The sequence below is a fragment of the Roseateles asaccharophilus genome (genome assembly GCF_004362405.1).
Lineage (GTDB): Bacteria > Pseudomonadota > Gammaproteobacteria > Burkholderiales > Burkholderiaceae_C > Kinneretia > Kinneretia asaccharophila.
Genome location: NZ_SNXE01000002.1, coordinates 587815 through 612106, shown reverse-complemented (window position 1 = coordinate 612106; position 24292 = coordinate 587815). Strand labels below are relative to the sequence as shown.

The following is a 24292-nucleotide window of genomic DNA, read 5'->3' as shown; positions in this document are numbered from 1 at the left end:
GTTGACGGCCCTGGTTTCTGCGCACAAGCATGCCGCCCGCGCACCGCGCTGGCGGCATTTTTCATTCCCCCGGGGAGCCCGCGAGATGCGTTTTTGTAGCCTGGGCAGCGGCAGCAGCGGCAATGCCAGCCTGGTCGAGGCCAGCCAGGGCATCACCAGCACCCTGCTGCTGGTGGACTGTGGCTTCAGCCTTCGCGAGCTGACGCGACGCATGGCCCGTGCAGGCTGCACGCCGGAGCAGCTCGATGGGGTCTTCGTCACCCATGAGCATGGCGACCATGTGGGCTGCGCGCTGAGCCTGAGCCGGCGCCACCGGGTCCCCCTGTGGACCAGCCGTGGCACCTGGCGGGCCATCAGCCAGCGACACGGCACACCCGAGCTGCCGCCCGACTTGCTGCATCTGGTGAAAGACGATGAGGTGCTGGACCTGGGCGATCTGCGTCTGCGCCCCTTTGCCGTGCCGCATGATGCCGCGGAACCGCTGCAGCTGCTGTGCGAGGACGGGCGCCACCGCCTGGGCATCCTGACCGACGTGGGCAGCGCCCCCGACAGCCTGGTGCAGCGCCTGCAAGGCCTGGACGGGCTGCTGCTGGAGTGCAATCACGACGAGGACATGCTGCGCAACGGCCCCTACCCGGCCAGCCTGAAGCGGCGCATTCTCGGCACCCACGGCCATCTTTCCAACGCCCTGGCGGCCAGCATCCTGGAGCGCTGCGGGCATGCCGATCTGCAATGGGTGATCGCCGCCCACCTGAGCGAGCGCAACAATCTGCCGGCGCTGGCGTTCGAAGCCCTGGCCCGGGCCCTGGACGACCGCAGACCGGAGCGCGTGCTGGTGGCAGACCCGCTGCAAGGCCTGGACTGGCAGATTCTCGACTAGAGAATCCACTCCAATACCGCGACATCCCCGGCCGGGTTTCCCTGAAATACGGGCCCGCCAATGAGAAAAGCCGTCGGCCTTTCGGCCGACGGCTTTCGCCGTACTCGGAGGAAACCGATTACTTGCTGGCGGCTTCCGAAGCAGCGGGAGCAGCGGCGGGAGCCGAAGCGTCAGCGGCCGGAGCGGAAGCAGCTTCCGAAGCGGCGGGAGCCGGAGCGGCAGCGGGGGCCGGAGCAGCAGGAGCCTCTTCCTTCTTGCCGCAAGCGGTCAGAGCAGCAGCAGCCAGCAGGGAAGCCAACAGGATCGACTTATTCATAGGTGTCCTCAGATAGACGAAGATTCAATTACCGGTAATTCATGAGGCCCCTCCTCCCGATCAATCACCGATAAACCGTCGGGGTGCCTCAGCAGAACAAGACGCGGAAACCTCGAGCGCTTCCATCGCCTAGCCAATTAGTATATCCGCAACCGGGTAAGTCCTTAAAGACCCAAGGTGCTTGCGCTAAAGGATTCGCACGAGCGTTGCCAAACCGCATCAAAGGATTCACGGGCGGCCAGCTCGTCGGCGGCGGCACCGGAATAGGCGGCGCGCCAGAGTCGGGCGTCCAGCAATCGCAGACTGAACAAACCCTGCCCCAGCATCAGGCCTTGCGGCCCGCCGCCGCTGAGATCCTGTGGCTCATAGGCTCGCGCTTCAACCACATGATCCCAGTGACGGCGCCAGGACACAAAGCGCGGGTGCAGGCGACGCAGGTCCTCGTACTGTGTGGCCAGCAGGCGCAGGCGGCGGTGCGGCAGCGCCCATTGCCTGAGCGCGTCCAGCACCTCGGGCGAGGACAAGGGCCAATGCGCGAAATCGGCGTCCCAAAGACAAAGCTCGCGGCAGCCCTCCTGAGCTGCGCGCTGGAAGCAGGCTGTCAGGGCCTGCACAAAGGCCTCACGGCCACTGATCACACCCTCGGTAATGTCCATGGCGCCTCGCTCCCGGCCTCAGGCCGGCGTCAGTGGCTGGGCCTGCACCCAGCCGTCTTCGGTCCATTGATCCAGCAGCTCGCGCGCACCGACCGAGAGCTGAGCCACCTGGGCCGCGCTCAGGCGGCGGCGGTCGGCCAGCACGCGCATCAGCCGCGCATCGCGACCGGCGGCGCGGTAGGACTCGCCGTTGATGAAGATGTGGGCGCGGTCATACATCATGCGGCTGCGTGCATCCAGGGCGGCGCAACAGCCCTCGGGCAGGGGATCGCCGATCTGGAAGAAGACCTTGGGCTTGGGCTCGGTCAGCGCCTCGCCAAGGGCCCGCTCCAGGGCCAGAGGCTCCTTGAGCGCGCGCTCGGCCGCGGCGCGGGCAAACTCCACCAGGGCCTCGGGCACCAGGCCCGGCGTGGTGGTGGCGGCCTGGCGCGGATCCACATACATGCGGTTGCCGCGCGGCTCCTCGTCCGTCAGGCGCGGCAACAGCTCGCGCGCCAGATCGGCCTGCCAGGGCGAGCGAAAGCCCACCGAGCAGGTCATGCAGTCGCCGCCCACGGCCACACCGTCATGGGCCCAGCCGGGCGGGAGGTAGAGCATGTCGCCGGGCTCCAGCACGAAGTCCTGCTCGGGCTTGAAGTTGGCAATGATCTTCAGCGGCACATCGTCGCGCAGCACCGCGTCCTTCTGCGGCGCAATGCGCCAGCGCCGGCGCCCTTGCACCTGGATCAGGAAGACATCGTAGGAATCGAAATGCGGGCCCACACCACCGCCCTCCGAGGCGTAGGAGATCATCAGATCGTCCAGGCGCGCCTCGGGCACGAAGCGGAAACGGCTCAGCAGCTCATGTGCGGCCGGCACATGCAGGTCCAGCCCCTGCACCAGCAGGGTCCAGCCGGGTTTGGAAAAGGGTGGCAGCTTGGCCACCGGGCCGTGGCGCAGGGCCCAGCGTCCGTCGAAGGCGCTGACCAGGCGCGACTCCACGTCCTCGCTGGCGGCCAGCTGGGCCAGCTCGCTGCGCGTGGCCGGCGGCTGGATGCCCGGCAAGGCATGGCGCACCAGCAGAGGCTTCTTCTGCCAGTGCCGGCGCATGAATTGTTCGGGAGAAAGGCCGCCCAGCAGCGGCGTGGCTTGCGCGATGTCGATCATGGTGCTGCGCATTGTCCCTTATGCGATCATGGCGGCCATGCTTATCACCTCTCCCTGCGTCGTCTCCCTGAGCTGGAGACTCGAGGACGCCCAAGGCCAGCTGATCGACGAGCTGAGCGAACCCATGGAATTCTTTTACGGCGGCGATGATCTCTTCGCCAAGGTCGAGCAGGTCCTGGCCGGCCAGGACATCGGTTTTGAGACCAGCCTGGCGCTGGACCCCGAGGAAGCCTTTGGCGACTACCGGCCCGAGCTGGTCTGCTTCGAGGCCCGCGCCCTGATGCCCGAGAACGTGGGCGAAGGCATGCAGTTCGAAGGCCTGCCCGAGGGCGCCGTGAGCGAGGGCATGCCCGAGGATGTGGTCTACACCGTCACCGAGGTCTATCCCGAGCATGTGGTGCTGGACGGCAACCATCCGCTGGCCGGCATGGGCCTGCGCATGCATCTGCGCGTGCGCGATGTGCGCGAGGCCACCGAGGCCGAGATCCGCGAGGGCAGCGTGGGCGAGACGGTGTTCAGTGTGGTGAGCGGCGCGCCGCCGGACGAGCCGCTGCACTAACCCCCCCTAAGCGCTTCGCGCGCCCCCTCAAGGGGGCGGGCCCGAAGGCCCGGCAAAGCCGGATACTCGCGCCCCGCTCGGTCAATGCAGCTCAGGTCTTGCCAGTCGAACCAAAACCGCCTTCGCCGCGCGCGGAGGCGTCGTCAAAGGCCTCGACGCGGCGGAAGGCCGCCTGCACCACGGGCACCAGCACCAGCTGGGCGATGCGCTCCATGGGCTGGATCACAAACGCCGTCTGGCCGCGGTTCCAGCAGCTGACCATCAGCTGGCCCTGGTAGTCCGAGTCGATCAGACCCACCAGATTGCCCAGCACGATGCCATGCTTGTGGCCCAGGCCCGAGCGCGGCAGGATCAGGGCCGCTAGGCCGGGATCGTTGATATGGATGGCCAGGCCCGTGGGGATCAGCGTGGTCTGGCCGGGCTCCAAGGTGATGGCCTCGTCCAGGCAGGCGCGCAGGTCCAGGCCGGCGGCGCCGGGCGTGGCATAGGCGGGCAGCTGCTCGGCCATGCGGGCATCGAGCACTTTCAGGTCAACAAGCGTGGTGGTCATGCGGTGGGTCTTGCTTTGGCAATGCGCTCGGCCACATCGCGCAGCAGTTCGCGCGCCAGGCTGAGCTTGTCGTTATGGGGCAGCTCACGCTCGCCCTGGGCGTCCACCAGCAGCAGGGCGTTGTCGTCGCGGCCGAAGGTGACCGGACCCAGATTGCCGACGATCAGGGGCACGCGCTTGCGTTCCAGCTTCTCGCGCGCGTGCTTGGCCAGGTCCTGGCTTTCGGCGGCAAAGCCCACGCAGAAGGTCTTGGCCGGGTCCACGCTGGCGGACACCGCGGCCAGGATGTCGGGGTTCTCGGTGAGCTCGAAGACCGGCGCGGCCTTGCCGCCGTCCTTCTTCTTGATCTTGTGCGCATTCATCTGCGCCGGGCGCCAGTCGGCCACGGCCGCGGTGGCCACCACGATGTCCTGCTGGGGCGCCAGGGGCAGCACCGCATCAAACATCTGCTGCGCCGTTTGCACATCGAGGCGTCGCACGCCCCGCGGCGTGGGCAGGTGCACGGGGCCCGCCACCAGGGTGACTTCGGCACCGGCCTCGACCGCGGCGCGCGCGATGGCAAAGCCCATCTTGCCGCTGGAGAGATTGGTGATGCCGCGCACCGGATCAATGGGCTCGAAGGTGGGGCCGGCCGTGATCAGCAGCTTCTTGCCGGCCAGGCGCTTGGGCTGGAAATGCGCGATCAGGGCGTCGCGCAGCTCCTCGGCCTCCAGCATGCGGCCGTCTCCGGTTTCGCCGCAGGCCTGCTCACCATGGCCCGGGCCCAGCACCGCAGCGCCGTCGGCACGGATCTGGGCCACATTGCGCTGGGTGGCCGGGTGGGCCCACATCTCGCGGTTCATGGCCGGGGCCACCAGCAGGGCGCAGCGCTCGGCGGGGCGCGCCAGGGCGGTGAGGCTCAGCAGTTCGTCCGCCCTGCCCTGCGCCAGCTTGGCGATGAAGTCGGCGCTGGCCGGCGCCACCAGCATCACATCGGCCGCGCGGGTGGCGTTGATGTGGGCCATATTGTTGGGCTCGCGCGCATCCCACTGGCTCAGCAGCACCGGCTGGTTGGACAGGGCCTGCATGGTGACGGGGGTGATGAACTGCGTAGCAGCCTCGCTCATCATCACCTGCACCGTGGCGCCGGCCTTGACCAGCAGACGCGTCAGCTCGGCCGACTTGTAGCAGGCCACGCCGCCCGAAAGGCCCAGCAGCACATGCTTGCCGGCCAGTTGTGTGGATTCGCTCATGGAGCGGGACTCTATCAGCGGCGCTTGAAGACCAGGTCCCAGACGCCGTGGCCCAGCTTGAGGCCGCGGTTTTCGAACTTGGTCAGGGGCCGGTAGGCCGGCTTCTCGGCATAGCCCTCGGCGCTGTTGACCAGGGTCGGCTCGGCCGAGAGCACCTCCAGCATCTGCTGGGCATAGGGTTCCCAGTCGGTGGCGCAGTGCAGATAGCCGCCGGGGCGGATGTGCTTGACCAGCTTGGCCACGAACTCGGGCTGGATCAGGCGGCGCTTGTTGTGGCGCTTCTTGTGCCAGGGATCCGGGAAGAAGATGTGCACGCCGGCCAGGGAGTCCGGGGCGATCATCTGCTCCAGCACCTCCACGGCGTCGTGCTGGAAGATGCGGATGTTCGGGATGTCCTGCTCGCCGATCAGCTTGAGCAGGGCGCCCACGCCGGGCTCATGCACCTCGCAGCCGATGAAGTCGTGGTCGGGCAGGGTCTGGGCGATCTGGGCCGTGGCCCCGCCCATGCCGAAGCCGATTTCCAGCACCAGGGGGGCCTGGCGGCCGAACACGGCCTGCGGGTCCAGGCGCTGGCCGGCCTGGTAGGGCAGCACAAAGCGCGGGCCCAGCTCAGCCAGGGCCTTGATCTGGCCCGTGCCCATGCGGCCGGCGCGCACCACAAAGCTCTTGATGGCGCGCTTGACGGGGACGGCCGGCTCCACGGTGGAGTCTTGCGGCTGCTCGGGCTTGTCGGACATGGGAGGCGGGAAGGGAATCGGGAAAGGGGCGCGATTTTATTCGACCCGCGCGGCCACCAGGGGCAGAGCCTGCCAGGGCGCCTGGACATCGCCCAGCTCGCAGGCCGCCAGCAGGGCCGCCACGGCACGCTCGGCATCGCTCTCGCTGCCCGCATGCACCCAGGCCAGGGGCTCGCCCGCCTCCAGGCATTCGCCCAGGGCGCGCATGCCCGAGAAGCCCACGCGCATGTCCAGCGGGTCGCCCGGCAGGCGCCGCCCGCCCCCCAGCTCCACCACGGCCAGGCCGATCTCGCGCGTGCGCTGGCTCAGCAGGCGGCCGGCGCGCGGCGCCGGCACCGGGCGCAGCACCGGTGCCTCGGGCAGCCAGGCCGCGGGCCGCTCCAGCAGATCGGCCGGGCCGCCCAAAGCCGCCACCATGCGGGCGAACTTCTCGGCCGCGGCGCCGCTGTCCAGGGCCTGCTGCAGGCGGGCGCGGGCCTGGCTCGCGTCGGCCGCCAGGCCGCCCATCAGCAGCATCTCGCTGGCCAGGGCCAGGGTCACCTCATGCAGGCGCGGCTCGCGCGGGCCCTCGCCCTTGAGGTAGGCGATGGTCTCGTGGATCTCCAGGGCATTGCCCACCTCGCGGCCCAGCACCTGGTTCATGTCCGTGATCAGGGCGCGGGTGGGCATGCCCGCACCGCGGGCCACGGCCACGATGCTCTCGGCCAGCTCCTGCGCCATGGCCGGACTGTCGGCGAAGGCGCCATTGCCCCACTTCACATCCATGGCCAGACCCTGCAGGCCGGCGGCCAGCTTCTTGGACAGGATGGAGGCCGTGATCAGGGGCACGCTCTCCACCGTGGCCGTGACATCGCGCACCGCGTAGAAGCGCTTGTCGGCCGGGGCCAGATCGGCCGTCTGGCCGATGATGGCGCAGCCCAGCTCGCGCACCAGGCGGTCGAACTCGGCCGGGCTCGGTGTGCTGCGATAGCCCGGAATGGCCTCCAGCTTGTCCACCGTGCCGCCGGTGTGGCCCAGGCCGCGGCCCGCAATCATGGGCACATAGCCGCCGCAGGCCGCCACCAGGGGTGCCAGCATCAGGCTGACCTTGTCGCCCACGCCACCGCTGGAATGCTTGTCCAGCACCGGGCCCGGCATGTCGGGCCAGGCCAGCACGCGGCCCGAATGCATCATGGCCCGGGTCAGGGCCACGCATTCCTCACGGCCCATGCCGCGCAGAAACACCGCCATGCCCAGGGCCGCCACCTGGCCCTCGCTCCAGCTGCCGTCCACCAGGCCACGCACAAAGGCCTGGATCTGGGGCTCGGACAGGGCCGCGCCCTCGCGTTTCGTGCGAATGACTTCTTGAGCCAGCATACGGCCCTCCTTGCGATGGATGGTGGGTCAGTAAGCGCTGCCGGCGGACACGGGCCTCGCGCCCCCCTCCAGCACGGCCAGAACATCGTTCAGCAGGCCGCTGGCCCCAAAGCGCAGGCGCTGCGGATTCAGGGCGCCCTCACCCAGGGTCTGGGCCGTGAGCTTCAGATAAACCTGCGCATCGGCCACCGTGCGTATGCCACCGCTGGCCTTGAAGCCTGCATGCGCCAGGCCGCTGCTGCGAATTTCCTGCAGCATGGCGGCGGCGGCCTCGGGCGTGGCAGACACCGGGCTCTTGCCCGTGCTGGTCTTGATGAAGTCGGCGCCGGCCATCAGGGCCAGACGGCTGGCCTCGCGAATGAGCTCGGAGCTGGCCAGCTCGCCGCTCTCGATGATGACCTTGAGCGTCAGCGGCCGGCTGGCATGACGCACCTCGGCCAGGAACTCGGCCACCTCGGCGCGCTGCCCGGCCACCAGGGCCTTGTAGGGCAGGACCACATCCACCTCATCGCCGCCGGCCTGGGCGATCGCCTCGATATCGGCCAGCGCTCGCGGCAGGTCCAGGGCGCCATCGGGGAAGTCCGCCACCGCGGCCACCTTGATCGAGGCGGGCAGCGCCGCACGCGCCTGGGCCACAAAGCGCGGCCACACGCAGACCGCCGCCACCGTGCCAAAAGGCGTCTGGGCCTTGGCGCACAGGGTGCTGATGTCGGCGGCGGTATCGCCGTCGTTGAGGCTGGTCAGGTCCAGGCAGGCCAGGGCCAGACGCGCCGCGTCTTGCAGTTGCATGCTCATGGTGCTCAGGCCCGCAGCGAGGGCAGCTCGGCCAGACCGGCCACCACGCGCGCCAGGAAGGCCGCGGCACGCTCGCCCGAGGCCTGGGCCTGCTGCAGGGTCAGGGCATGGGTCAGCGCTTCGGCGGAGAGGCCGGCGGCCATATTGGTCATCAGGGCCAGGCCCATCACGCGCAGGCCGGCATGGCGGGCCAGGATGGTCTCGGGCACGGTGCTCATGCCCACGGCATCAGCCCCCCAGGCGGCGAACATGCGGATTTCGGCCGGGGTCTCGAACTGCGGACCCAGGGCCCAGACATAGACGCCCTCGCCCACGATCTGGTTGTTGGCCTTGGCGATCTGCTTGGCCAGGCTGCGCAGCTCGACGTCATAGGCGCTGCTCATGTCCACAAAGCGCTCGCTGCCGGGCTCGCCCACCAGGGGCGAGCGCTGCGGCGCGTTGATATGGTCGCTGATCAGCATCAGGCTGCCCGGCGGCATGTGGGTGCGCAGCGAGCCCGAGGCATTGGTCTGCAGCAGCGCCTTGACGCCCCAGCGCTTGAGGCTGCGCAGGGCGCCGGCCATGCCGGTGCAGTCGCCGCTCTCGTAGGTGTGGGCACGGCCGCGCAGCATCACCACGCGCTGGGCGCCGATGCGGCCCACCACGATCTCGCTGACATGGCCTTCCACCTTGGGCTGGGGAAAGGCGGGCAGCTCGGCGTAGGACAGCTGCTGAGCGTCTTCCACATGGCTCACCGCGCCGGCCCAGCCGGAGCCCAGCACCACGGCCACCTCGGGCGCGGCACCAAACAGGCTGTTGAGCTTCTCGACGGTGGCGTCAATGCGCGGATTCAGGGTCTTGTGATCGATCATGACGATGTTCTCTTTCTCTCTCCCAGGGCTCAGAGCTTGAGATGCTCGGGGCCGAAACTGAAGGGCAGCAGCTGCTCCAGGGTCCACTGCTGGCGGATGCCACCCGGATCGGCGGCGAGGATGAGCAGCTCCGGGCCGGCGAACTCGCGCAGCTTCTGGCGGCAGCCCCCACAAGGCGTGATGATGTCGGGGCCGGGGCCGCTGACCAGCAGGGCCAGCGCGCGCTGCCCCCCGGCCATGCGCATGGCCGCCAGGGCCGTGGTCTCGGCGCACCAGCCTTGAGGATAGGCGGCATTCTCCATATTCGCACCCACATGGAGGCGCCCCTGCTCGTCCAGCACGGCCGCGCCCACGGCGTAGCGCGAATAGGGTGAGTAAGACCGGGCGCGCGCCTGCAGCGAGGCGGCCAGCAGGCGCTGACGCAGGTCCTCGGTGAGCTCCATCAGCGCTCCTTCACATAAGGGCGGCCCAGGGCCTTGGGTGCCAAGGCCTGGCCAATAAAGCCGGCCAGCAGGATCACGGTCAGGATATAGGGCAAGGCCTGGATCAGCTGCACCGGCACCTCACCAATGCCCGGAATGACCACGCCCTGCAGGCGAATCGCCACCGCGTCCAGGAAACCAAAGAGCAGACAGGCCAGCATGGTGGGTACCGGCTTCCATTTGCCAAAGATCATGGCGGCCAGCGCGATATAGCCGCGGCCCGCGGTCATATTGGGGCTGAAATTGGCATTCTGCGCCAGGGTGAGATAGCTGCCGGCCAGGCCGCAGAGCACGGCGTTCATCATCAGGGCCGAGTAGCGCAGGCCCGGCACCGAGACGCCGGCGGCATCCACCATGGCAGGGTTCTCGCCCACCGCGCGCAGGCGCAGGCCCGGCTTGGTGCGCTCCAGGAAGAACCACACCGCCACCACCAGGAAGAAGGCCAGATAGACCAGGGCGTTGTGGCTGAGCAGGCCATGCCCCACAACCGACGCAAACCAGTCACCGGCCTGGGGTTCACCGTAGCTGCCGGACAGACCGGTCAGACGCACCTCGGCCGGGACCGGTGGCGTCTGGCCGCCCTGGGCGAACCAGGCGATGCCCAGCACCACGGTCAGGCCCGCGGCCACCATATTCAGAGCCACCCCGGTCACGACCTGGTCGCCGCGATGCGTGACGCAGGCAAAGCCCTGCACCATGGACAGCGAGCTGGCCACGGCAATGGCGGCCAGCAGGCCCAGGCCCGTGCTCTGGGTCACGCTGGCCGTGGCCGCCGCCGCAAAGGCCGCGAAGAGCATCTTGCCCTCCAGGCCCAGGTCGATGACGCCCGAGCGCTCGGCGAGCATGCCGGCGAGCGCGCAAAGCAGCAGCGGCGTGGTCACGCGCAGGGTGGATCCCAGCAGGGAACCGATCAAAACTTCATCCATGCCTCAGCCCTCCTTGCGAGCAAGAGCCTTGTACAGGCGCGCAAACAGCGGCGCACTCACGGTGGCCATGGCCCCGGCAAAGAGCACGATCAGGCCCTGCACCGTGACCACCATCTCGCGGCTGAAGCCCGGAATCTCGAAGGCCACCTCGACCCCGCCCTGGTAGAGGGCGCCGAACAGCAGGGCCGCCAGCACGATGCCCACCGGGTGGTTGCGCCCCATCAGGGACACCGCGATGCCGGTGAAGCCGGCACCCGCCACGAAGTCCAGGGTCAGCTTGCCCTGCACGCCCGAGATCTCGTTGACCGCCACCATGCCGGCCAGGGCGCCCGACAGGCCCATGGCCAGCAGGACCTGCATGCGCGGCTTGATACCGGCGTAATGCGCAGCACGCGGTGCGCTGCCCACGGCACGCAGGGCATAACCGGCGCGGCTCTTCCACAGGAACCACCACACGCCCACGCAGGCCAGCAGGGCCAGCAGCAGGCTCAGGTTCAGCGGCGAGCTGGGCAGCTCCAGGCCCAGGGACTGGGCCAGGGTGTGCAAGGCGGGCATGCGCGCACTGTCGGCAAAGGCCGCGCTCTCCACCGCCATGCTGCCCTTGGGACGCAGCCAGTTGACCAGCAGATAGACGTTCAGGCTGCTGGCCAGGAAGTTGAACATGATGGTGGTGATCACGATATGGCTGCCGCGCCAGGCCTGCAGATAAGCCGGCACCGCCGCCCAGAGCATGCCGCCCAAGGCGGCCGCCAGCACCACCAGCGGCAGCATCAATCCGGCAGGCAGGAAGGGGCTGAGCCACAGGGCCAGCAGGGCCACGCCCACGCCGCCCAGCATGGCCTGACCCTCGCCGCCGATATTGAACAGACCGCCGTGGAAGGCCACGGCCACGGCCAGACCCGTGAAGATGAAGGTGGTGGTGTAGTAGAGCGTGTAGCCCAGGCCGCGGGCGCTGCCCAGCGAACCTTGCAGCAGCACGCTCAAGGCCTGGCTGGGGCTCTGGCCGATGGCCAGCACCACCAGACCTGCCACCGCCAGTGCGACGCACAGGTTCCACAGCGGCAGCAGACCGATATCGATCCAGCGCGGCAGTTGTACCGGTTGACTCATGGTGTCTCTTCTCAATCCACCTGGGCGGCCATCAGCAGGCCCAGGCGCTTTTCGTCACAGTCTTCAATGGCCAGTTCGCCGGTGATGCGACCGGCATTCATGACCAGCACGCGGTCGGCCAGGGCCAGGATCTCGTCCAGCTCCGAACTGACCAGCAGCACCGCACAGCCCGCATCGCGCAGCGCGCGCAGCTGGCCGTGGATGAACTCGATGGCGCCGATGTCCACGCCCCGCGTGGGCTGGCCCACCAGCAGCACGGCCGGCGCCTGACCAATCTCGCGCGCCAGAATCAGCTTCTGCTGATTGCCACCCGAGAACTTGGAAGAACCCAGCTCGGGGTTGCGCGGGCGCACATCGAAGCGTTCCATCATCTGCGCGGTCTGGGCGCGCAGATGCGTTTGATTCATGCCCAGCCCCAGGGGCGCGGCCCGGTACTGAGCCTGCTCCTGGTAGCCCAGCGCGGCCGTCTCCCAGGCCGGGAACGCCAGCACCATGCCGCAGCTGTGGCGGTCTTCCGGCACGTGAGCCAGCTTGAGCTGGCGGGCCCGGCGCGGATCCAGCCAGCGCCCGGCCTCGAATTGCTCGCCGCCCAGACCCAGCCGCCCCGCATCGGGCGCGCGCATGCCCGAAAGGACTTCCAGCAGTTCGCTCTGGCCATTGCCGGACACGCCGGCCAGACCCACGATTTCGCCTGCCCGCAGGCTGAGGCTGACGTCCCGCAGCAGCACCACGCCATGGCTGTTGCGCAGCTGCAGACCCTGAGCCTCCAGCTGCGATGGGCCGACACGGGCAGCCGCCCCCATGCGCCCCAGATTGACCTTGCGGCCGACCATGGCCTCCGCCAGATCCTCGGCGCTGGTCTGGGCGATCTCGCAGGTCTGCACCACCTGGCCCGCACGCATAACGGTCACGGCATCACACAGCGCCATCACCTCCTTGAGCTTGTGCGTGATCAGGATGATGGTGGTGCCGCGCTCGCGCAGCCGGCGCAGCGTCTCGAACAGATGCAGGGTTTCCTGCGGCGTGAGCACCGCGGTGGGCTCGTCCAGGATCAGGATGCGGGCGCCGCGGTACAGGGCTTTGAGGATCTCCAGGCGTTGCAACTCGCCTACCGGCAGATCGCCGGCCAGCTCATCCAGGCGCACATGCAGGCCGGTGTCCTGCATCAGGGCCTCCAGCTTGGCCCGCACCTCGCGCTTGGCGCGCGAGAGGAAGAAGGCGGGCTCGGCGCCTAGCATCACATTGTCCAGACAGCTCAGCGTGTCCACCAGCATGAAGTGCTGATGGACCATGCCTATGCCCTGGGCGATGGCCTGCTGCGAGTTGGCGATCTCCACCCGCCGACCATCCACCTCGATATGGCCCTCGTCGGCCTGGTAGTAGCCGTAAAGGATGGCCATCAGCGTGCTCTTGCCGGCGCCGTTTTCGCCCACCAGGCCGTGCACCGTACCGGCGCGCACGCTCAGCTCCACGCCCCGGTTGGCCTGCACCGCGCCAAAGCGCTTGCTGATGCCCACCAGACGCACCGCTGCGCTGCTCACTTCTGTCATTGCGACTGCTTCTTCCTGCCCGCCACGCTATGCCGGCCAACACACGGCGATGCGCGCGAGCTTCATCTGAGGAAAGGGGCAGCGGCCGCGGCTCGCGCCGCCTGCCCTGCCCCTTGCGGCACCCGTCGTGCCTGCCCCGCTATCAGTACTTGCAGGCGTTGTCCGCCATATAGTCCGCCACCTTGATCTTGCCGGCGATGATGTCGGCCTTGTAGGCCTCCACCTTGGTCTTCATCGCGGCGCTCACCAGCTTGGCGTTGTGCTGGTCCATGGCGTAGTCCACGCCACCTTCCTTGAGGCCCAGCACGCTGACGCCCGGCTTGTAGCTCTTGAGCACGTTGTAGACGGCCACGTCCACGCGCTTGACCATGGAGCTCAGCATGGTGCCGGGCTGCAGATGGTTCTGGTTGCTGTCCACGCCGATGGCCAGCTTGCCGCCGTCCTTGGCGGCCTGGTAAACGCCCGCGCCGGTACCGCCGGCCGCGGCGAAGATCACATCCACGCCCTTGGCAAACTGCGCCTTGGCCAGTTCGCCGCCGCGGGTCGGGTCATTCCAGGCCGTGGCCGTGGTGCCCGTCATATTGGCCAGCACATCGGCCTTGGGGTTGGCCGCCTTGGCGCCCTGCTCGTAACCGCACTGGAACTTGCGGATCAGCGGAATGTCCATGCCGCCGATAAAGCCCACCTTGCCGCTCTTGCTGGCCAGCGAAGCCATGGCGCCCACCAGGAAGCTGCCCTCATGCTCCTTGAACACGACGGACTGCACATTGGGCTGGTTCACCACCATGTCGATGATGGCGAAGTTCGACTTGGGGAACTCCTTGGACACCTGCTCCAGGGCCGAGCCCTGAGCGAAGCCGATGGAGATGATGGGGTTCGCACCGCGCTCCGCCATGCGGCGGATCGCCTGCACGCGCTGGGTGTCGTTGCTGATCTCGAACTCGAGGTAGTTCTTGCCGGTTTCCTGCTTCCAGCGCTCGATGCCGCGATAGGCGGCCTCGTTGAAGGACTTGTCGAACTTGCCACCCATGTCAAAGATGATGGCCGGCTGCTGGGCCATGGCCGACAGGGCCATCGAGGACAGGGCCGTCACGGCCAGGGCACGAACGAGCGGAACAAAAGCGAGCTTCATGGCAGGAATTTCCATCAAGTCTTGTTGAACAAAACCCGCCAGCATCGTCCACACAGCGCACAAAAGCACGGCGCCGGAACCGCTTGGCGGGGCACAAGGGATTGTAGGGAGCCGCAGTGTAATAGCGGCATGAGGAAAACGCTAAACGTTTGCGCCCCAGTGTTCATGCGTTTGCGCAAATTCATGAACCGCGCAATCCGGCCTTAGAAGATGTCGGGCCAGCCCATCTAGTCCGACGCAGGCTTCGACCCGAAGCCTCTCACGGAGATCACCCGAGCGGACCGCAAGAGCGGATCAGCTTCGACACGCCCATCGTGCGACATCCGCACAGGCGCTAGTATGCCGACATAAAACTTTCGGGGAGTCGTCATGCGTTCATCAGAACGGGTGCTGAGCCGGGCCGAAATCGAGAAGTCCGGACTTGGGCAGCGCATACAGCGACTGCACCACATCCTGCGCGCCCGCTACCCCTTTCTCAACCGTATCGCGCTGGCGCTCTACGACCCGGAAAGCGATCTGCTGAAGACTTTTGCCAGCAGCACCCAAGGGGGCCAGACGCTGAGCCACTACGAAGCACCGCTGAGCGGCGTTCCCTCCTTGCAGCGGCTGCGAGACTTGAGACAGGCGCGTGTAGTGGACGATATTGCCGCCAGTTTCACCGCACCCACCTTGCACACGGACTGGCTCAAAGCCCAGCACTATCGCAGCAGCTACACACGCCCCCTTTACCGCGGCCAGGACCTGGCGGCCTTCATCTTTTTTGATGCTGATCGCCCCGCAGCCTTCTCACCCGATGTGACGGAAGTATTGGACGAGTTTGCCGACATCATCAGCCAGCTCTATCTGCTCAGACTCTCGGCCGTACAGCAGCTCATCGGCGCCGTGGACATTGCCACCGGTCTGGCCCGCATACGCGATGTAGAGACGGGCTTCCACCTGGAGCGCATGGCCAAGTACTCCCGCCTGATCGCACGCGGCGTGGCCGCGCACTACGGCCTGAACGACGAGTTCATCGAGTACCTGCATCTGTTCGCTCCGCTGCACGATATCGGCAAGGTGGGCATCCCGGACAACATCCTGCTCAAACCCGGGGCGCTGAGCCCCGAGGAGTGGCAGCAGATGCAGCAGCATGTGCAGATTGGCGAAGAGCTGGTGGAGCACATCATTGGCGACCTGGGCCTGAGTGATGACCCGGTGGCCGATATCATGCGCCAGGTGGTGGGCGGTCATCATGAGCGGGGCAATGGCAGCGGATACCCGCGCCACTTGCACATGGAGCAGATTCCCCTGCCGGCCCGCATCGTGGCCGTGGCCGATGTTTTTGATGCCCTGTCCTGCAGCCGCCCGTACAAGCAAGCCTGGCCTGAGAGCCGTTGCCTGGAGGAGCTGCACCGCCAGGCCGAACAGGGCCTTCTAGATGCTCACTGTGTGCAGGCCTTGATCGAGGCCCAAGAAGAGCGGCGCAGCATCCAGCAGCGCTTCGCTGACTGAGGGCGGGTGACACGAACAAGCGCGCCGATTGCTTGGCCTGCCCGGAGGGACTCGAACCCCCGACCTGCTGCTTAGAAGGCAGCTGCTCTATCCAGTTGAGCTACGGGCAGACTGGCCGGCATTGTGCCTGAGACCGCTTGGGGCTCGCCCCAAACGAACAAGCCGCGCTGACCCAGGGCCAATGCGGCTTGCTTGAAAAATGGTCGGGGCGGCGGGATTCGAACTCGCGACCCTCTGCTCCCAAAGCAGATGCGCTACCAGGCTGCGCTACGCCCCGACTTAGCCGCACATTGTAGCCTGGGAAATGAGGTGCCCCGGAAAAGATTCTTGAGGCGGGGCGGACGAGACTCAATCAGCCATCTGGTCCGTGCAGTCGATCAGCCGCCCCTGGCCGGTGATGAAGGCCGCGCGCACCGGCTCGCCGGGCTGCATGGCCTGCACCGCGGCGCGGTAGCCACGCAGCTGCGTCAGGTACTCGGCCTGGGTGTGGGGCGCGGGGTTGAGCTTGTAGTCCAGCACCCACCAGACCGCAGCGCCCTCGCCCGGCTCATCACGGCAGACCAGGCGGTCGATGCGCATGTCCTGACCCTGCCAGCTCACCGGCACCTCGTTGCCGGCCCAGCGCAGATCTGCATCGTCGAAGAAGGGCACGCAGTCGGCACTGGCCAGGATGGCGCGCACACTGCGCTCCAGGCGCTCGCTGCGGCGCGCGTCCAGGCCATACATCTGGCTGGCCGCGGCCATCAGACGCTCCAGCGGCTGGCGCAGGCCCTGCGGCCCACTCCACCACTCCAGCACCCGGTGCATGGCCTCGCCCAGGGCCGCGCTGTCATCCACCACCTCGGGGCCCTGGCCCAGGCTGTGGGCCAGTTCGGCGTCGGGTCCGGGCCGCGCCTGGCGCGGCGGCGCGGGCGGCAGGCGCAGCAGGCTGGCCTCGCTGGCGGCGGCGCTGCTGGCCTCGGGCTCGGGCGGCACGGCCAGGGGCATGGCCAGGGGCTGCAGCCGGCTCCACCAGGTGGCGCTCGCGGCGGCGCGGCGCGCCGGCGTGCGGCTGATCAGCAGGCGCTCACGCGCCCGGGTCATGGCCACATAGAGGGCATTGAGCTCCTCGCGCTGGCGCTGCTCGCGCTCATCGTCCAGCAGGGCCTGCAGCGAGGGCGGCGGCCGGCTCTCCGAAGCCAGAAAGGCCACGGTGGCCGGCGCACTGTCCTGCACCGGCCAGGCCACGGCCAGGCTGGAACTCTCGGCGCGTGCCGGGCCAGCCTCGCCGTCGATCAGAAAAACCACGCGGGCCTCCAGGCCCTTGGCCCCATGCACCGTGAGCAGCTGCACCGCCTCGGGCTCGGCCGGCGCCGCCAGGGTCAGGGCCCGACTCTTGAGCGCGCGCACAAAGCCGTAGAGCCCGGCGTAACGGCCGCCATCCAGATCCAGGGCCAGGGCCAGCAGGCTTTCCACAGCATGCAGGCGCGCGGCGCGCTCGCTGGCCGGCACGGCCACGGCCAGGCGGCTCATCAGCTCGCCCTCGGCCAGGATGGCATCCAGCAGATCATGCGGGCTGCGCGCAAGCGCCAGCTCGGCCCAGCGCGCCAGCAGCCCCTGTGCGCGGGCCAGGGCCGGCGAGAGCTGCTCGGGCGCGGCCTCCTGCAAGGCGCCCCACCAGGACCAGCGCTCGGCCGGCGCCGGGCGATCCAGCCAGTCGGCGCTGCCGGAGCGCTCGGCCAGCCAGAGCAGATCGGCCTCGTCAGCGCCGAAGAGCGGGCTGCGCAGGGCATGGGCCAGGGAGAGGTTGTGGCCCGGCGAGGCCAGAGCATCCAGCAGGGCCAGCAGATCGCAGACATCGGGCGATTCCAGCAGCGGCTGCTCCTCGGGCGCCACATGCGGAATGCCGCGCGCCTTGAGCGCCTGGGCCAGCACGCGCAGACCCTCGCGCTTGCGCGCCAGCACAAAGATCTCGCCCGGCAAGACCTGGCCCTGGGTGATGAGCTCGGCGATGCAGGCGCTCAGGCGCTGGGCCTCGGCGGCGCGGCGGTGCAGCTCGGGCTCCTCGCGGGCTTGGGTCAGGCTGGGGCGCCAGGCGCCCTCTTCCGCAGCGTCTTCCGGGCCCTCGGCTTCGGCATCCGCCTGCGCGCCGCCGTCTTCGAGAAAGAACACGCCCTCCAACGCCGAGACGGCCCCGCCGGACTCGGTGGTGTGGGCGCGGAAGCCGCTGTACTCCTGGGCACGGCTGGCGCTGTCGAACACCGCGTTCACCGCGGCCAGCACCTGGGGCGCGTTGCGGCGCGTGTGGTCGCAGGCCAGCAGCACGCCGTCCAGGGCCTCGCGCACAAAGTCGCGCGCGGCGGCAAACACCCGCGGCTCGGCGCGGCGAAAGCGGTAGATGCTCTGCTTGGGGTCGCCCACGATGAAGACCGCCGGCGGACGCTGGCCGCTGGCGCCACCGCCAGCACCCGCATAGCCGGCCAGCCAGGCGTGCAGCGCATGCCATTGCAAGGGGCTGGTGTCCTGGAACTCGTCGATCAGCAGATGGCGGATCTGCCCGTCCAGACGCTCCTGCACCCAGCCGGCCAGCACCGGGTCGGACAGCAGAGCCAGGGCGCCGCGCTCCAGATCGTTCATGTCCACCAGGCCGCGCTCGCGCTTGAGCGTCTCGAACTCGGCCAGCAGGGCCAGGGCCAGGCCACACATCTGGCGGTGCCAGCGGGCTGCCTGGGCCTGCTCGCGAGCCTGGCGGATCTGCAACAGGGCGTCGCCCGCAGCCAGCAGCTCGGGCGCTTCGCCCAGGTTCTTGCGCAGGCCTCCGCTGGCAGTGAAAAGCGCGGCCCAGATGGCTTCGAAGGCCTCCAGTGTGGCGCCGGCATCGGACGCGCCACCCCAGGCCGTCAGCGCCTGTTCCACCGCCACCGCGGCCTTCTTGGGCGTGGCAGTCTTGGCCTGACCCAGCTGAATCGCCAGGGCCTGCAGTGACGCGGCCAAGCCCACAAAAGCGGCGGCTGGATCCAGCGCGGCATCCGGCACGCTGCCCAGCAGGCGCCCAGCGGCGTGAGCCAGGCGGATCTCCACCCGCTTGGAGAAGGCCGCCTCCAGCCAGGCCTGCAGCTTGTTGCGGCCCTGGCTGAGCACCAGGTCCTGGTAGTCGGCCAGCAGCGCGGCATCGGCCAGCACCGCGGCCTGGAAGCGGGCCATCAGCTCGGGCATGAGCTCGGCCTCGTCCTCCAGCAGCTGCAGCTCGGGGGCCAGGCCTTGCGCCTCCAGCAGCTCCAGCGGCGCGGCGCGCAGCAACTGGGAGAACCAGGCGTGGAAGGTGCGGATCTCCACCGCCCTGCCCTGCTGCAAGAGGCGCTGCTGCAGGCCGGCCAGGGCCGGGGCCAGGGCTTGCGCCTGCTCGGGCGGCAGGCCGCGCTGCACCAGGGCCTCACGCCGGCCGGCCTCATCGGCCTGGGCAAACTCGGCCAGCCACTGCGAGAGACGCTCGCGCATCTCGCCCGCGGCCTTGCGGGTGAAGGTGATGGCCACGATCTGCTGCGGCTCCGCCCCATCCAGCAGGGCGCGCAGGATGCGCGAGACCAGCATCCAGGTCTTGCCCGCGCCGGCACAGGCCTCCACCACCACGCTGCGCCGCGGGTCGCAGGCCAGGGCATAGAAACGCTCGCGCGCCACCGGCGCGCCGTCCACCGTATAGGCGGCTTGATTCGCTTGCTGAGGGCTCACAGGGCCACCTCATCCCAGTCATCACGGCGGCACAGGCCGCGCATTTCGCAATAGGCGCAGGCCAGGCCCTCGCCCAGGGCCGGCAGGGCCGCGCCATCCGCCAAGGCCCGCAGGTCCTCGCGCAGGCCGGCCAGCAGCACCGCGGCGCTGCGGTCCACCTCGGGGTGCTCCACCGCCGCCAGGCCCTTGGCGTCATCCAGGGCCAGGTATTGAGCTGCCAGCGCGGCGCTCTCCCCCGCGCCCTGCATCAGGGCGGCATAGACGGCCAGCTGCGTGTCTTCCAGGGGCTGGGCCACCTTGGCCTTGAGCCCGGCCACGCTGCCGGTCTTGTAGTCCACCAGCAGGCGCGTGTCGCCTGCGAGGTCCACGCGGTCGATGCGGCCGCGCAGGCGCAGTCCGCTCAGGCGCTCGTCCTCGGGCCAGGGGTGGACCTCGCGGTCCAGCTCGCCGGCCTGGTAGTGGCGGCCGGCCGCCTCCTGCTCGGCCAACCAGGCCAGATAGCGCGGCGCAAAGCGCGCGAAGCTGGCCGAGAAGGGCAGAAACTCCGCGGGCGAGAGGCCCAGGGCGCGCATCTGCGCCTGCGCCGCCTGCTGCAGGCGCTCGCCATCGTCCAGCGGCTCGACCGCAGCCAGGCGCTCCTGGTGGAACTGGTGCAGCACCGCGTGCAGCCAGGTGCCGTAGTCGCGCTTGTCGGCTTCCTTCTCCAGCTCGTCCTGCTCGCGCAGGCCCAGCAGCACGCGGCCGAAGAACTGGTAGGGGCAACGCCGCAGCGCATCCACCGCGCTGGCGCTCAGGGCCGCGGGCAGGCGACCGTCGGCCTCGGCCGCGCTGCGGCCGCGCGGCGCCGCGGGCAGGACTTCGCGTTCGCGCGTATCGACCCAGGCGGGCAGCGGGCCCAGGCCCGCCGCCTGGCGCGCCAGCAGCAGGCGCTCCAGCAAGGGGCTGGGCGCCAGCGGCTCGGCCCCACGCTGGTGGCAGCGCAGCAGGGTCAGCACCGGCGCACGCAGGGCCTGGGCGAACTGCCAGGCCAGGGCGTGGCGCTTGTCTTCCAGGCTTTCTAGGCCCAGGCGCTGCACCAGGGCATCGCTGAGCAGGGCCGGGCCGGCGGGCACCGGGCCCAGGGTGCCGGCGTCGGCGCCGGGCAGCACGATGGCGCCGAAGGGCCGCAGCATGGCGCGGGCCAGGGGCGTGATCATCACCTCCACCTGGCCCTCGGTCTTGGGCACGTACTGGGCAGCCTCCAGGGTGGCGTCCGCCCAGGCGGTGAAGTCGGCCAGGTCCAGCTGCGAGCGCTGCAGCACGGCCTCGTGCGCGGAGTCCGGCCAGGGCTGGCGGCGCAGCCAGAGCGCGTCCAGCAGTTCGGGGCCGGCGGGCTGGGCTTCGAGCCGCGCCTGGGCCTGCAGGCGCTGCAGGAGCAACTCGCCCAGACGCTCCAGCCACTGGGCCAGGCTGAGGCTGGCGCTGCCGGGCTGCAGCAGGGGCGCCATGGCCTCCTGCGCCAGGGTCCAGAGCCGGGCGGCGCCGGGCGGCAGCTTCTCAAACTTGAGCGCCTGGGGCCGCGACCAGCCGCGGGCGCGGCAGCGCGCCTCCAGCGCCGTGAGCGCGCCGCTGCCGGCCCGCTCGGCCAGGGGCGCGGCCAGATCGGTCTTGAGCCAGGCCAGCCAGTCGTCCAGGCTGGCCTCGCGGCGGCAGGCGCGCAGCAGGGCCATGAGCTGGGCGGCGGGGGCCGTGGTGGCCAGGGTCCAGCCGGTTTCATCGGCGATCACTAGGCCCTGGCGCTCCAGCAGGGCACGCACGCGGCGCAGCAGCACCCGGTCCTGGGCGATCAGGGCCACGGGCGCACGGCCGGCGTTCAGATGCCCCAGCACCGCCGCGGCGCTGCACTGGGCCAGGTCCTCGAAATCGCGGCCCAGGGCCTGTTCCACCCGGCCGGGCGGAGGGCCGGCGTCAAAAGCCTGGTCCAGGTCCAGATCGACGCTCAGGCGCAGCACGGGCTGGCCCGCGGCCTCGGCGCTGCGCAGCAAGGCCTCGGCCAGGCGATCCGGCCCGCCGCATTGCAAATGGATCCAGGCGCTGGGGCGCAGCGCGAAGAGTGCATCGGTGGCGGGGCTGCGCGGGTCGGCGGCCGCCCATTCCAGGGCCACCAGGGCCAGGGCGCGCTCCAGGCCGCCGGGTCCGGCCTGGAGCTGCAGGGCCTCGCGGCCCTGGGTCCAGAACTCGGCGCGCTCCTGCGGCGCGCGCAGGGCCGCGGCGCGGGCGAAGGCGTGGGCGCATTCCACCAGGCGCTGCACCGCCAGCTCGTAGGCGCGCGGATCGCTGCGCTGCAGGGCCTGGGCCCAGCTCTGGCCCTGCAGCAGCTGGCGGGCGGCCAGGGCGTCGATGGCGGCGTCAAAGCTGATCTGCTGGGCCTGGGGCAAGGCGCTGGGCCCCAGGGCGGAGGCCAGGCTGTGGGTGGTTTCGATGCGCGGCTGCCAGCCCGGGCGGCCCTGGGTGTGCGCCTGGGCGATCCATGCCCGCCGGGCCGGCGCCAGATGCTGGGCAAAGGGCAGCAGCAGCACGGCGTCGCGTGCGGACAGGCCTTGTTCGTGAAGCCAGGCCGAGACCCGGGTCGCGAGCTGCGACCAGAACTGGGCGCTGCCGTGGGCCGCGTCAAGCGGGAAATGGTGAATGCTGTGCTCCATGGAAGCGCGTCTTGTCTTGTTCTTGTCGGGCCCGATCTGGACCTTGCCCCCGGCTCCCTCGGGCGACGGGGCTTTATGTCAGAATGATTGTGCCCTGTTGCCGGCTGAGTCAGCCGGCCAGCCCAAGGACAAGCCATGAGCAGCGAACTGATCAAACATATTTCCGACGCGTCTTTCGAAGCCGACGTGATCCAGGCCGACAAGCCGGTGCTGGTTGACTACTGGGCCGAGTGGTGCGGTCCCTGCAAGATGATCGCCCCCATCCTGGACGAGGTTTCGGCCACTTATCAGGACAAGCTGCAGATCGCCAAGATGAATGTGGACGAGAACCGCGAAGTGCCGGCCAAGTTCGGCATCCGCGGCATCCCCACCCTGATGCTGTTCAAGGGTGGCCAGCTGGCCGCCACCAAGGTGGGCGCTCTGTCCAAGGCCCAGTTGACGGCCTTCCTGGACGCTAACCTATAATCTTCCTCACCTGCTCGCGGCTCCTGGGTTCCCGCCCGGGACCGCAAGCAGCAGATTGCCACCATGCCCGACCCGTACAGGGTTTTTGTTCGGCGCATGGACCCGGCACCCAAGCCCCCCGCCTCTTTCCCGAGTTTTTCGCCAGCCGAGCCGCTGATCTGATTGATCGGTGCCGCGCTGGAGGCAGTTGCAGGCGGCTTTGGTATCGGAGTCACGGTTCCCGACCCTTGGCAGGGTCTTGGACGCTATCCCCGAGGGTTTCCAACCCATGCATCTTTCAGAACTGAAAGCGCTTCACGTCTCGGCCCTGATCAAGATGGGCGAGGAACTGGAGATCGACAACGTCGCTCGCATGCGCAAGCAGGAGCTGATGTTCGCGATCATGAAAAAGCGCGCCAAGGCCGGTGAACAGGTCTTTGGCGACGGCGTGCTCGAAGTGCTGCCAGACGGCTTCGGCTTTCTGCGCTCGCCCGAGACCAGCTATATGGCCTCGACGGACGACATCTACCTGTCGCCCAGCCAGATCCGACGCTTCAACCTCCACACCGGCGACATGATCGAGGGTGAGGTGCGCGTGCCCAAGGACGGCGAGCGCTACTTTGCCCTGGTCAAGGTGGACCGCGTCAACGGCCTGACGCCGGAGGAGTCCAAGCACAAGATCATGTTCGAGAACTTGACGCCCTTGTTCCCCAAGGAGCAGTTCAAGCTTGAGCGCGAGATCAAGGGCGACGAGAACATCACCGGCCGCATCATCGACCTGATCGCGCCCATCGGCAAAGGCCAGCGCGCCCTGATCGTCGCGCAGCCCAAGACCGGCAAGACCGAGATGATGAAGAGCATCGCGCACGCGCTGGTGGCCAATCATCCCGACTGCCATCTGATCGTGCTGCTGGTGGACGAGCGCCCGGAAGAAGTGACCGAGATGCTGCGCACCGTGCGCGGCGAGGTCATCTCTTCCACCTTCGACGAGCCGGCAGCCCGCCATGTGCAGGTGGCCGAGATGGTGATCGAGCGCGCCAAGCGCCTGGTCGAGCTCAAGAAGGACGTGGTGATCCTGCTGGACTCCATCACCCGTCTGGCCCGTGCCTACAACAATGTGCTGCCCAGCTCCGGCAAGGTGCTGACCGGCGGCGTGGACGCCAACGCCCTGCAGCGCCCCAAGCGCTTCTTCGGCGCGGCGCGCAATGTCGAGGAAGGCGGCTCGCTGACCATCATCGGCACCGCCCTGATCGACACCGGCTCCAAGATGGACGAGGTGATCTACGAGGAGTTCAAGGGCACCGGCAACTGCGAAATCCATCTGGACCGTCGCATGGCCGAGAAGCGCGTCTACCCCTCGATCCAGATCAACAAGTCAGGCACCCGCCGCGAAGAGCTGCTGCTCAAGCCCGAGATCCTGCAAAAGAGCTGGATCCTGCGCAAGCTGCTCTACAACATGGACGAGATCGAGGCGATGGAGTTCATCCTCGACAAGATGAAGGCCAGCAAGAACAACCTCGACTTCTTCGACATGATGCGTCGAGGTGGGTGAGTGAGAACGCCGGCGCGCGTCCTGCGCGAACCGGCCGGATCATTCAAGCCAGCCTTCCAAACGCCGCCCTCTGGGCGGCGTTGTCGTTTTAGGCTACAATCCGCGTTTTTCCGCCGCCAGAAAGTGCGCGCGCATGGT

The 24292-nt window shown here is 68.8% G+C and carries 20 protein-coding genes and 2 tRNA genes; 5 read left to right on the top strand and 17 right to left on the bottom strand.

Translation table 11 applies throughout. From position 1 onward, the window contains the following. Positions 1 to 85 precede the first annotated feature (85 nt). A complete protein-coding gene (locus DFR39_RS07595) occupies positions 86 to 880 on the top strand; it encodes an MBL fold metallo-hydrolase (RefSeq protein WP_133602918.1) in 795 nt (264 codons plus the stop codon). A 480-nt stretch (positions 881 to 1360) separates the two neighbouring features. Here DFR39_RS07595 and DFR39_RS07585 read toward each other — a convergent pair whose 3' ends face one another. Both DFR39_RS07585 and DFR39_RS07580 read right to left on the bottom strand, forming a co-directional pair. Further along, on the bottom strand, positions 1361 to 1852 hold the full coding sequence (locus DFR39_RS07585) for a DUF7931 domain-containing protein (protein WP_133602916.1): 492 nt from the start codon (positions 1850 to 1852) through the stop codon (positions 1361 to 1363). Positions 1853 to 1870: 18 nt separating this feature from the next. After that, positions 1871 to 2995, bottom strand: coding sequence for a JmjC domain-containing protein (locus DFR39_RS07580; protein WP_133603002.1), 1125 nt, complete (start codon positions 2993 to 2995; stop codon positions 1871 to 1873). Positions 2996 to 3035: 40 nt separating this feature from the next. Here DFR39_RS07580 and DFR39_RS07575 point away from each other — a divergent pair, with 40 nt between their 5' ends. Continuing rightward, positions 3036 to 3557 (top strand): FKBP-type peptidyl-prolyl cis-trans isomerase, encoded by a 522-nt coding sequence (locus tag DFR39_RS07575; RefSeq protein WP_133602915.1) that lies wholly within the window; start codon positions 3036 to 3038, stop codon positions 3555 to 3557. A gap of 91 nt (positions 3558 to 3648) precedes the next feature. On the opposite strand, the gene dut is transcribed toward DFR39_RS07575, so the two are convergent. The 11 genes from dut to DFR39_RS07520 all read right to left on the bottom strand — a co-directional run bounded on the left by dut (position 3649) and on the right by DFR39_RS07520 (position 14278). Then, on the bottom strand, positions 3649 to 4107 hold the full coding sequence (gene dut / locus DFR39_RS07570; RefSeq protein WP_133602914.1) for a dUTP diphosphatase: 459 nt from the start codon (positions 4105 to 4107) through the stop codon (positions 3649 to 3651). After that, positions 4104 to 5339: a bifunctional phosphopantothenoylcysteine decarboxylase/phosphopantothenate--cysteine ligase CoaBC gene (gene coaBC, locus DFR39_RS07565; RefSeq protein WP_133602913.1), complete on the bottom strand. Its 1236-nt coding sequence runs from the start codon at positions 5337 to 5339 to the stop codon at positions 4104 to 4106. The genes dut and coaBC overlap by 4 nt, the downstream gene beginning before the upstream one ends. A 14-nt stretch (positions 5340 to 5353) precedes the next feature. Beyond that, a complete protein-coding gene (gene trmB, locus DFR39_RS07560) occupies positions 5354 to 6076 on the bottom strand; it encodes a tRNA (guanosine(46)-N7)-methyltransferase TrmB (RefSeq protein WP_133602912.1) in 723 nt (240 codons plus the stop codon). 36 nt (positions 6077 to 6112) lie between these two features. Further along, entirely contained in the window at positions 6113 to 7432 is a 1320-nt protein-coding gene (gene deoA / locus DFR39_RS07555) for a thymidine phosphorylase (protein ID WP_133602911.1), read from the bottom strand. A 27-nt stretch (positions 7433 to 7459) separates the two neighbouring features. Further along, a complete protein-coding gene (gene deoC, locus DFR39_RS07550) occupies positions 7460 to 8227 on the bottom strand; it encodes a deoxyribose-phosphate aldolase (RefSeq protein WP_211343821.1) in 768 nt (255 codons plus the stop codon). Between the two features lie 5 nt (positions 8228 to 8232). Next, positions 8233 to 9078, bottom strand: coding sequence for a purine-nucleoside phosphorylase (locus tag DFR39_RS07545; protein ID WP_246030733.1), 846 nt, complete (start codon positions 9076 to 9078; stop codon positions 8233 to 8235). Between the two features lie 29 nt (positions 9079 to 9107). Next, entirely contained in the window at positions 9108 to 9521 is a 414-nt protein-coding gene (cdd, locus tag DFR39_RS07540; RefSeq protein ID WP_133602910.1) for a cytidine deaminase, read from the bottom strand. Further along, a complete protein-coding gene (locus tag DFR39_RS07535; protein WP_133602909.1) occupies positions 9521 to 10486 on the bottom strand; it encodes an ABC transporter permease in 966 nt (321 codons plus the stop codon). The genes cdd and DFR39_RS07535 overlap by 1 nt, the downstream gene beginning before the upstream one ends. Before the next feature lie 3 nt (positions 10487 to 10489). Beyond that, positions 10490 to 11596 (bottom strand): ABC transporter permease, encoded by a 1107-nt coding sequence (locus DFR39_RS07530; protein WP_133602908.1) that lies wholly within the window; start codon positions 11594 to 11596, stop codon positions 10490 to 10492. An 11-nt stretch (positions 11597 to 11607) separates the two neighbouring features. Next, a complete protein-coding gene (locus tag DFR39_RS07525) occupies positions 11608 to 13146 on the bottom strand; it encodes an ABC transporter ATP-binding protein (RefSeq protein ID WP_133602907.1) in 1539 nt (512 codons plus the stop codon). 142 nt (positions 13147 to 13288) lie between these two features. Further along, a complete protein-coding gene (locus DFR39_RS07520; protein ID WP_133602906.1) occupies positions 13289 to 14278 on the bottom strand; it encodes a BMP family lipoprotein in 990 nt (329 codons plus the stop codon). Between the two features lie 369 nt (positions 14279 to 14647). Between DFR39_RS07520 and DFR39_RS07515 the strand changes: the two genes are divergently transcribed. Then, positions 14648 to 15769, top strand: coding sequence for an HD domain-containing phosphohydrolase (locus DFR39_RS07515; protein ID WP_133602905.1), 1122 nt, complete (start codon positions 14648 to 14650; stop codon positions 15767 to 15769). A gap of 33 nt (positions 15770 to 15802) precedes the next feature. On the opposite strand, the gene DFR39_RS07510 is transcribed toward DFR39_RS07515, so the two are convergent. The 4 genes from DFR39_RS07510 to DFR39_RS07495 all read right to left on the bottom strand — a co-directional run bounded on the left by DFR39_RS07510 (position 15803) and on the right by DFR39_RS07495 (position 22158). Further along, positions 15803 to 15879: transfer RNA gene (locus tag DFR39_RS07510), tRNA-Arg, on the bottom strand. Positions 15880 to 15969: 90 nt separating this feature from the next. Further along, a tRNA-Pro gene (locus tag DFR39_RS07505) sits at positions 15970 to 16046 on the bottom strand. A 71-nt stretch (positions 16047 to 16117) separates the two neighbouring features. Next, positions 16118 to 19477 (bottom strand): UvrD-helicase domain-containing protein, encoded by a 3360-nt coding sequence (locus tag DFR39_RS07500; protein WP_133602904.1) that lies wholly within the window; start codon positions 19475 to 19477, stop codon positions 16118 to 16120. After that, positions 19474 to 22158, bottom strand: coding sequence for a PD-(D/E)XK nuclease family protein (locus DFR39_RS07495; protein WP_133602903.1), 2685 nt, complete (start codon positions 22156 to 22158; stop codon positions 19474 to 19476). Before DFR39_RS07495 ends, DFR39_RS07500 begins: the two co-directional genes overlap by 4 nt. A 135-nt stretch (positions 22159 to 22293) precedes the next feature. On the opposite strand from DFR39_RS07495, the gene trxA reads away from it, so the two are divergent. After that, positions 22294 to 22623 (top strand): thioredoxin TrxA, encoded by a 330-nt coding sequence (gene trxA, locus DFR39_RS07490; protein WP_133602902.1) that lies wholly within the window; start codon positions 22294 to 22296, stop codon positions 22621 to 22623. A gap of 268 nt (positions 22624 to 22891) precedes the next feature. Then, entirely contained in the window at positions 22892 to 24154 is a 1263-nt protein-coding gene (gene rho / locus DFR39_RS07485; RefSeq protein WP_133602901.1) for a transcription termination factor Rho, read from the top strand. Positions 24155 to 24292 lie beyond the last annotated feature (138 nt).

Bases quoted from the DNA above. Each gene is read 5' to 3' on its own strand.
- DFR39_RS07595 (WP_133602918.1), top strand. From the start codon at position 86: ATGCGTTTTTGTAGCCTGGGCAGCGGCAGCAGCGGCAATGCCAGCCTG.
- DFR39_RS07585 (WP_133602916.1), bottom strand. From the start codon at position 1,852: ATGGACATTACCGAGGGTGTGATCAGTGGCCGTGAGGCCTTTGTGCAG.
- DFR39_RS07575 (WP_133602915.1), top strand. From the start codon at position 3,036: ATGCTTATCACCTCTCCCTGCGTCGTCTCCCTGAGCTGGAGACTCGAG.
- dut (WP_133602914.1), bottom strand. From the start codon at position 4,107: ATGACCACCACGCTTGTTGACCTGAAAGTGCTCGATGCCCGCATGGCC.
- coaBC (WP_133602913.1), bottom strand. From the start codon at position 5,339: ATGAGCGAATCCACACAACTGGCCGGCAAGCATGTGCTGCTGGGCCTT.
- trmB (WP_133602912.1), bottom strand. From the start codon at position 6,076: ATGTCCGACAAGCCCGAGCAGCCGCAAGACTCCACCGTGGAGCCGGCC.
- deoA (WP_133602911.1), bottom strand. From the start codon at position 7,432: ATGCTGGCTCAAGAAGTCATTCGCACGAAACGCGAGGGCGCGGCCCTG.
- deoC (WP_211343821.1), bottom strand. From the start codon at position 8,227: ATGAGCATGCAACTGCAAGACGCGGCGCGTCTGGCCCTGGCCTGCCTG.
- DFR39_RS07545 (WP_246030733.1), bottom strand. From the start codon at position 9,078: ATGATCGATCACAAGACCCTGAATCCGCGCATTGACGCCACCGTCGAG.
- cdd (WP_133602910.1), bottom strand. From the start codon at position 9,521: ATGGAGCTCACCGAGGACCTGCGTCAGCGCCTGCTGGCCGCCTCGCTG.
- DFR39_RS07535 (WP_133602909.1), bottom strand. From the start codon at position 10,486: ATGGATGAAGTTTTGATCGGTTCCCTGCTGGGATCCACCCTGCGCGTG.
- DFR39_RS07530 (WP_133602908.1), bottom strand. From the start codon at position 11,596: ATGAGTCAACCGGTACAACTGCCGCGCTGGATCGATATCGGTCTGCTG.
- DFR39_RS07525 (WP_133602907.1), bottom strand. From the start codon at position 13,146: ATGACAGAAGTGAGCAGCGCAGCGGTGCGTCTGGTGGGCATCAGCAAG.
- DFR39_RS07520 (WP_133602906.1), bottom strand. From the start codon at position 14,278: ATGAAGCTCGCTTTTGTTCCGCTCGTTCGTGCCCTGGCCGTGACGGCC.
- DFR39_RS07515 (WP_133602905.1), top strand. From the start codon at position 14,648: ATGCGTTCATCAGAACGGGTGCTGAGCCGGGCCGAAATCGAGAAGTCC.
- DFR39_RS07495 (WP_133602903.1), bottom strand. From the start codon at position 22,158: ATGGAGCACAGCATTCACCATTTCCCGCTTGACGCGGCCCACGGCAGC.
- trxA (WP_133602902.1), top strand. From the start codon at position 22,294: ATGAGCAGCGAACTGATCAAACATATTTCCGACGCGTCTTTCGAAGCC.
- rho (WP_133602901.1), top strand. From the start codon at position 22,892: ATGCATCTTTCAGAACTGAAAGCGCTTCACGTCTCGGCCCTGATCAAG.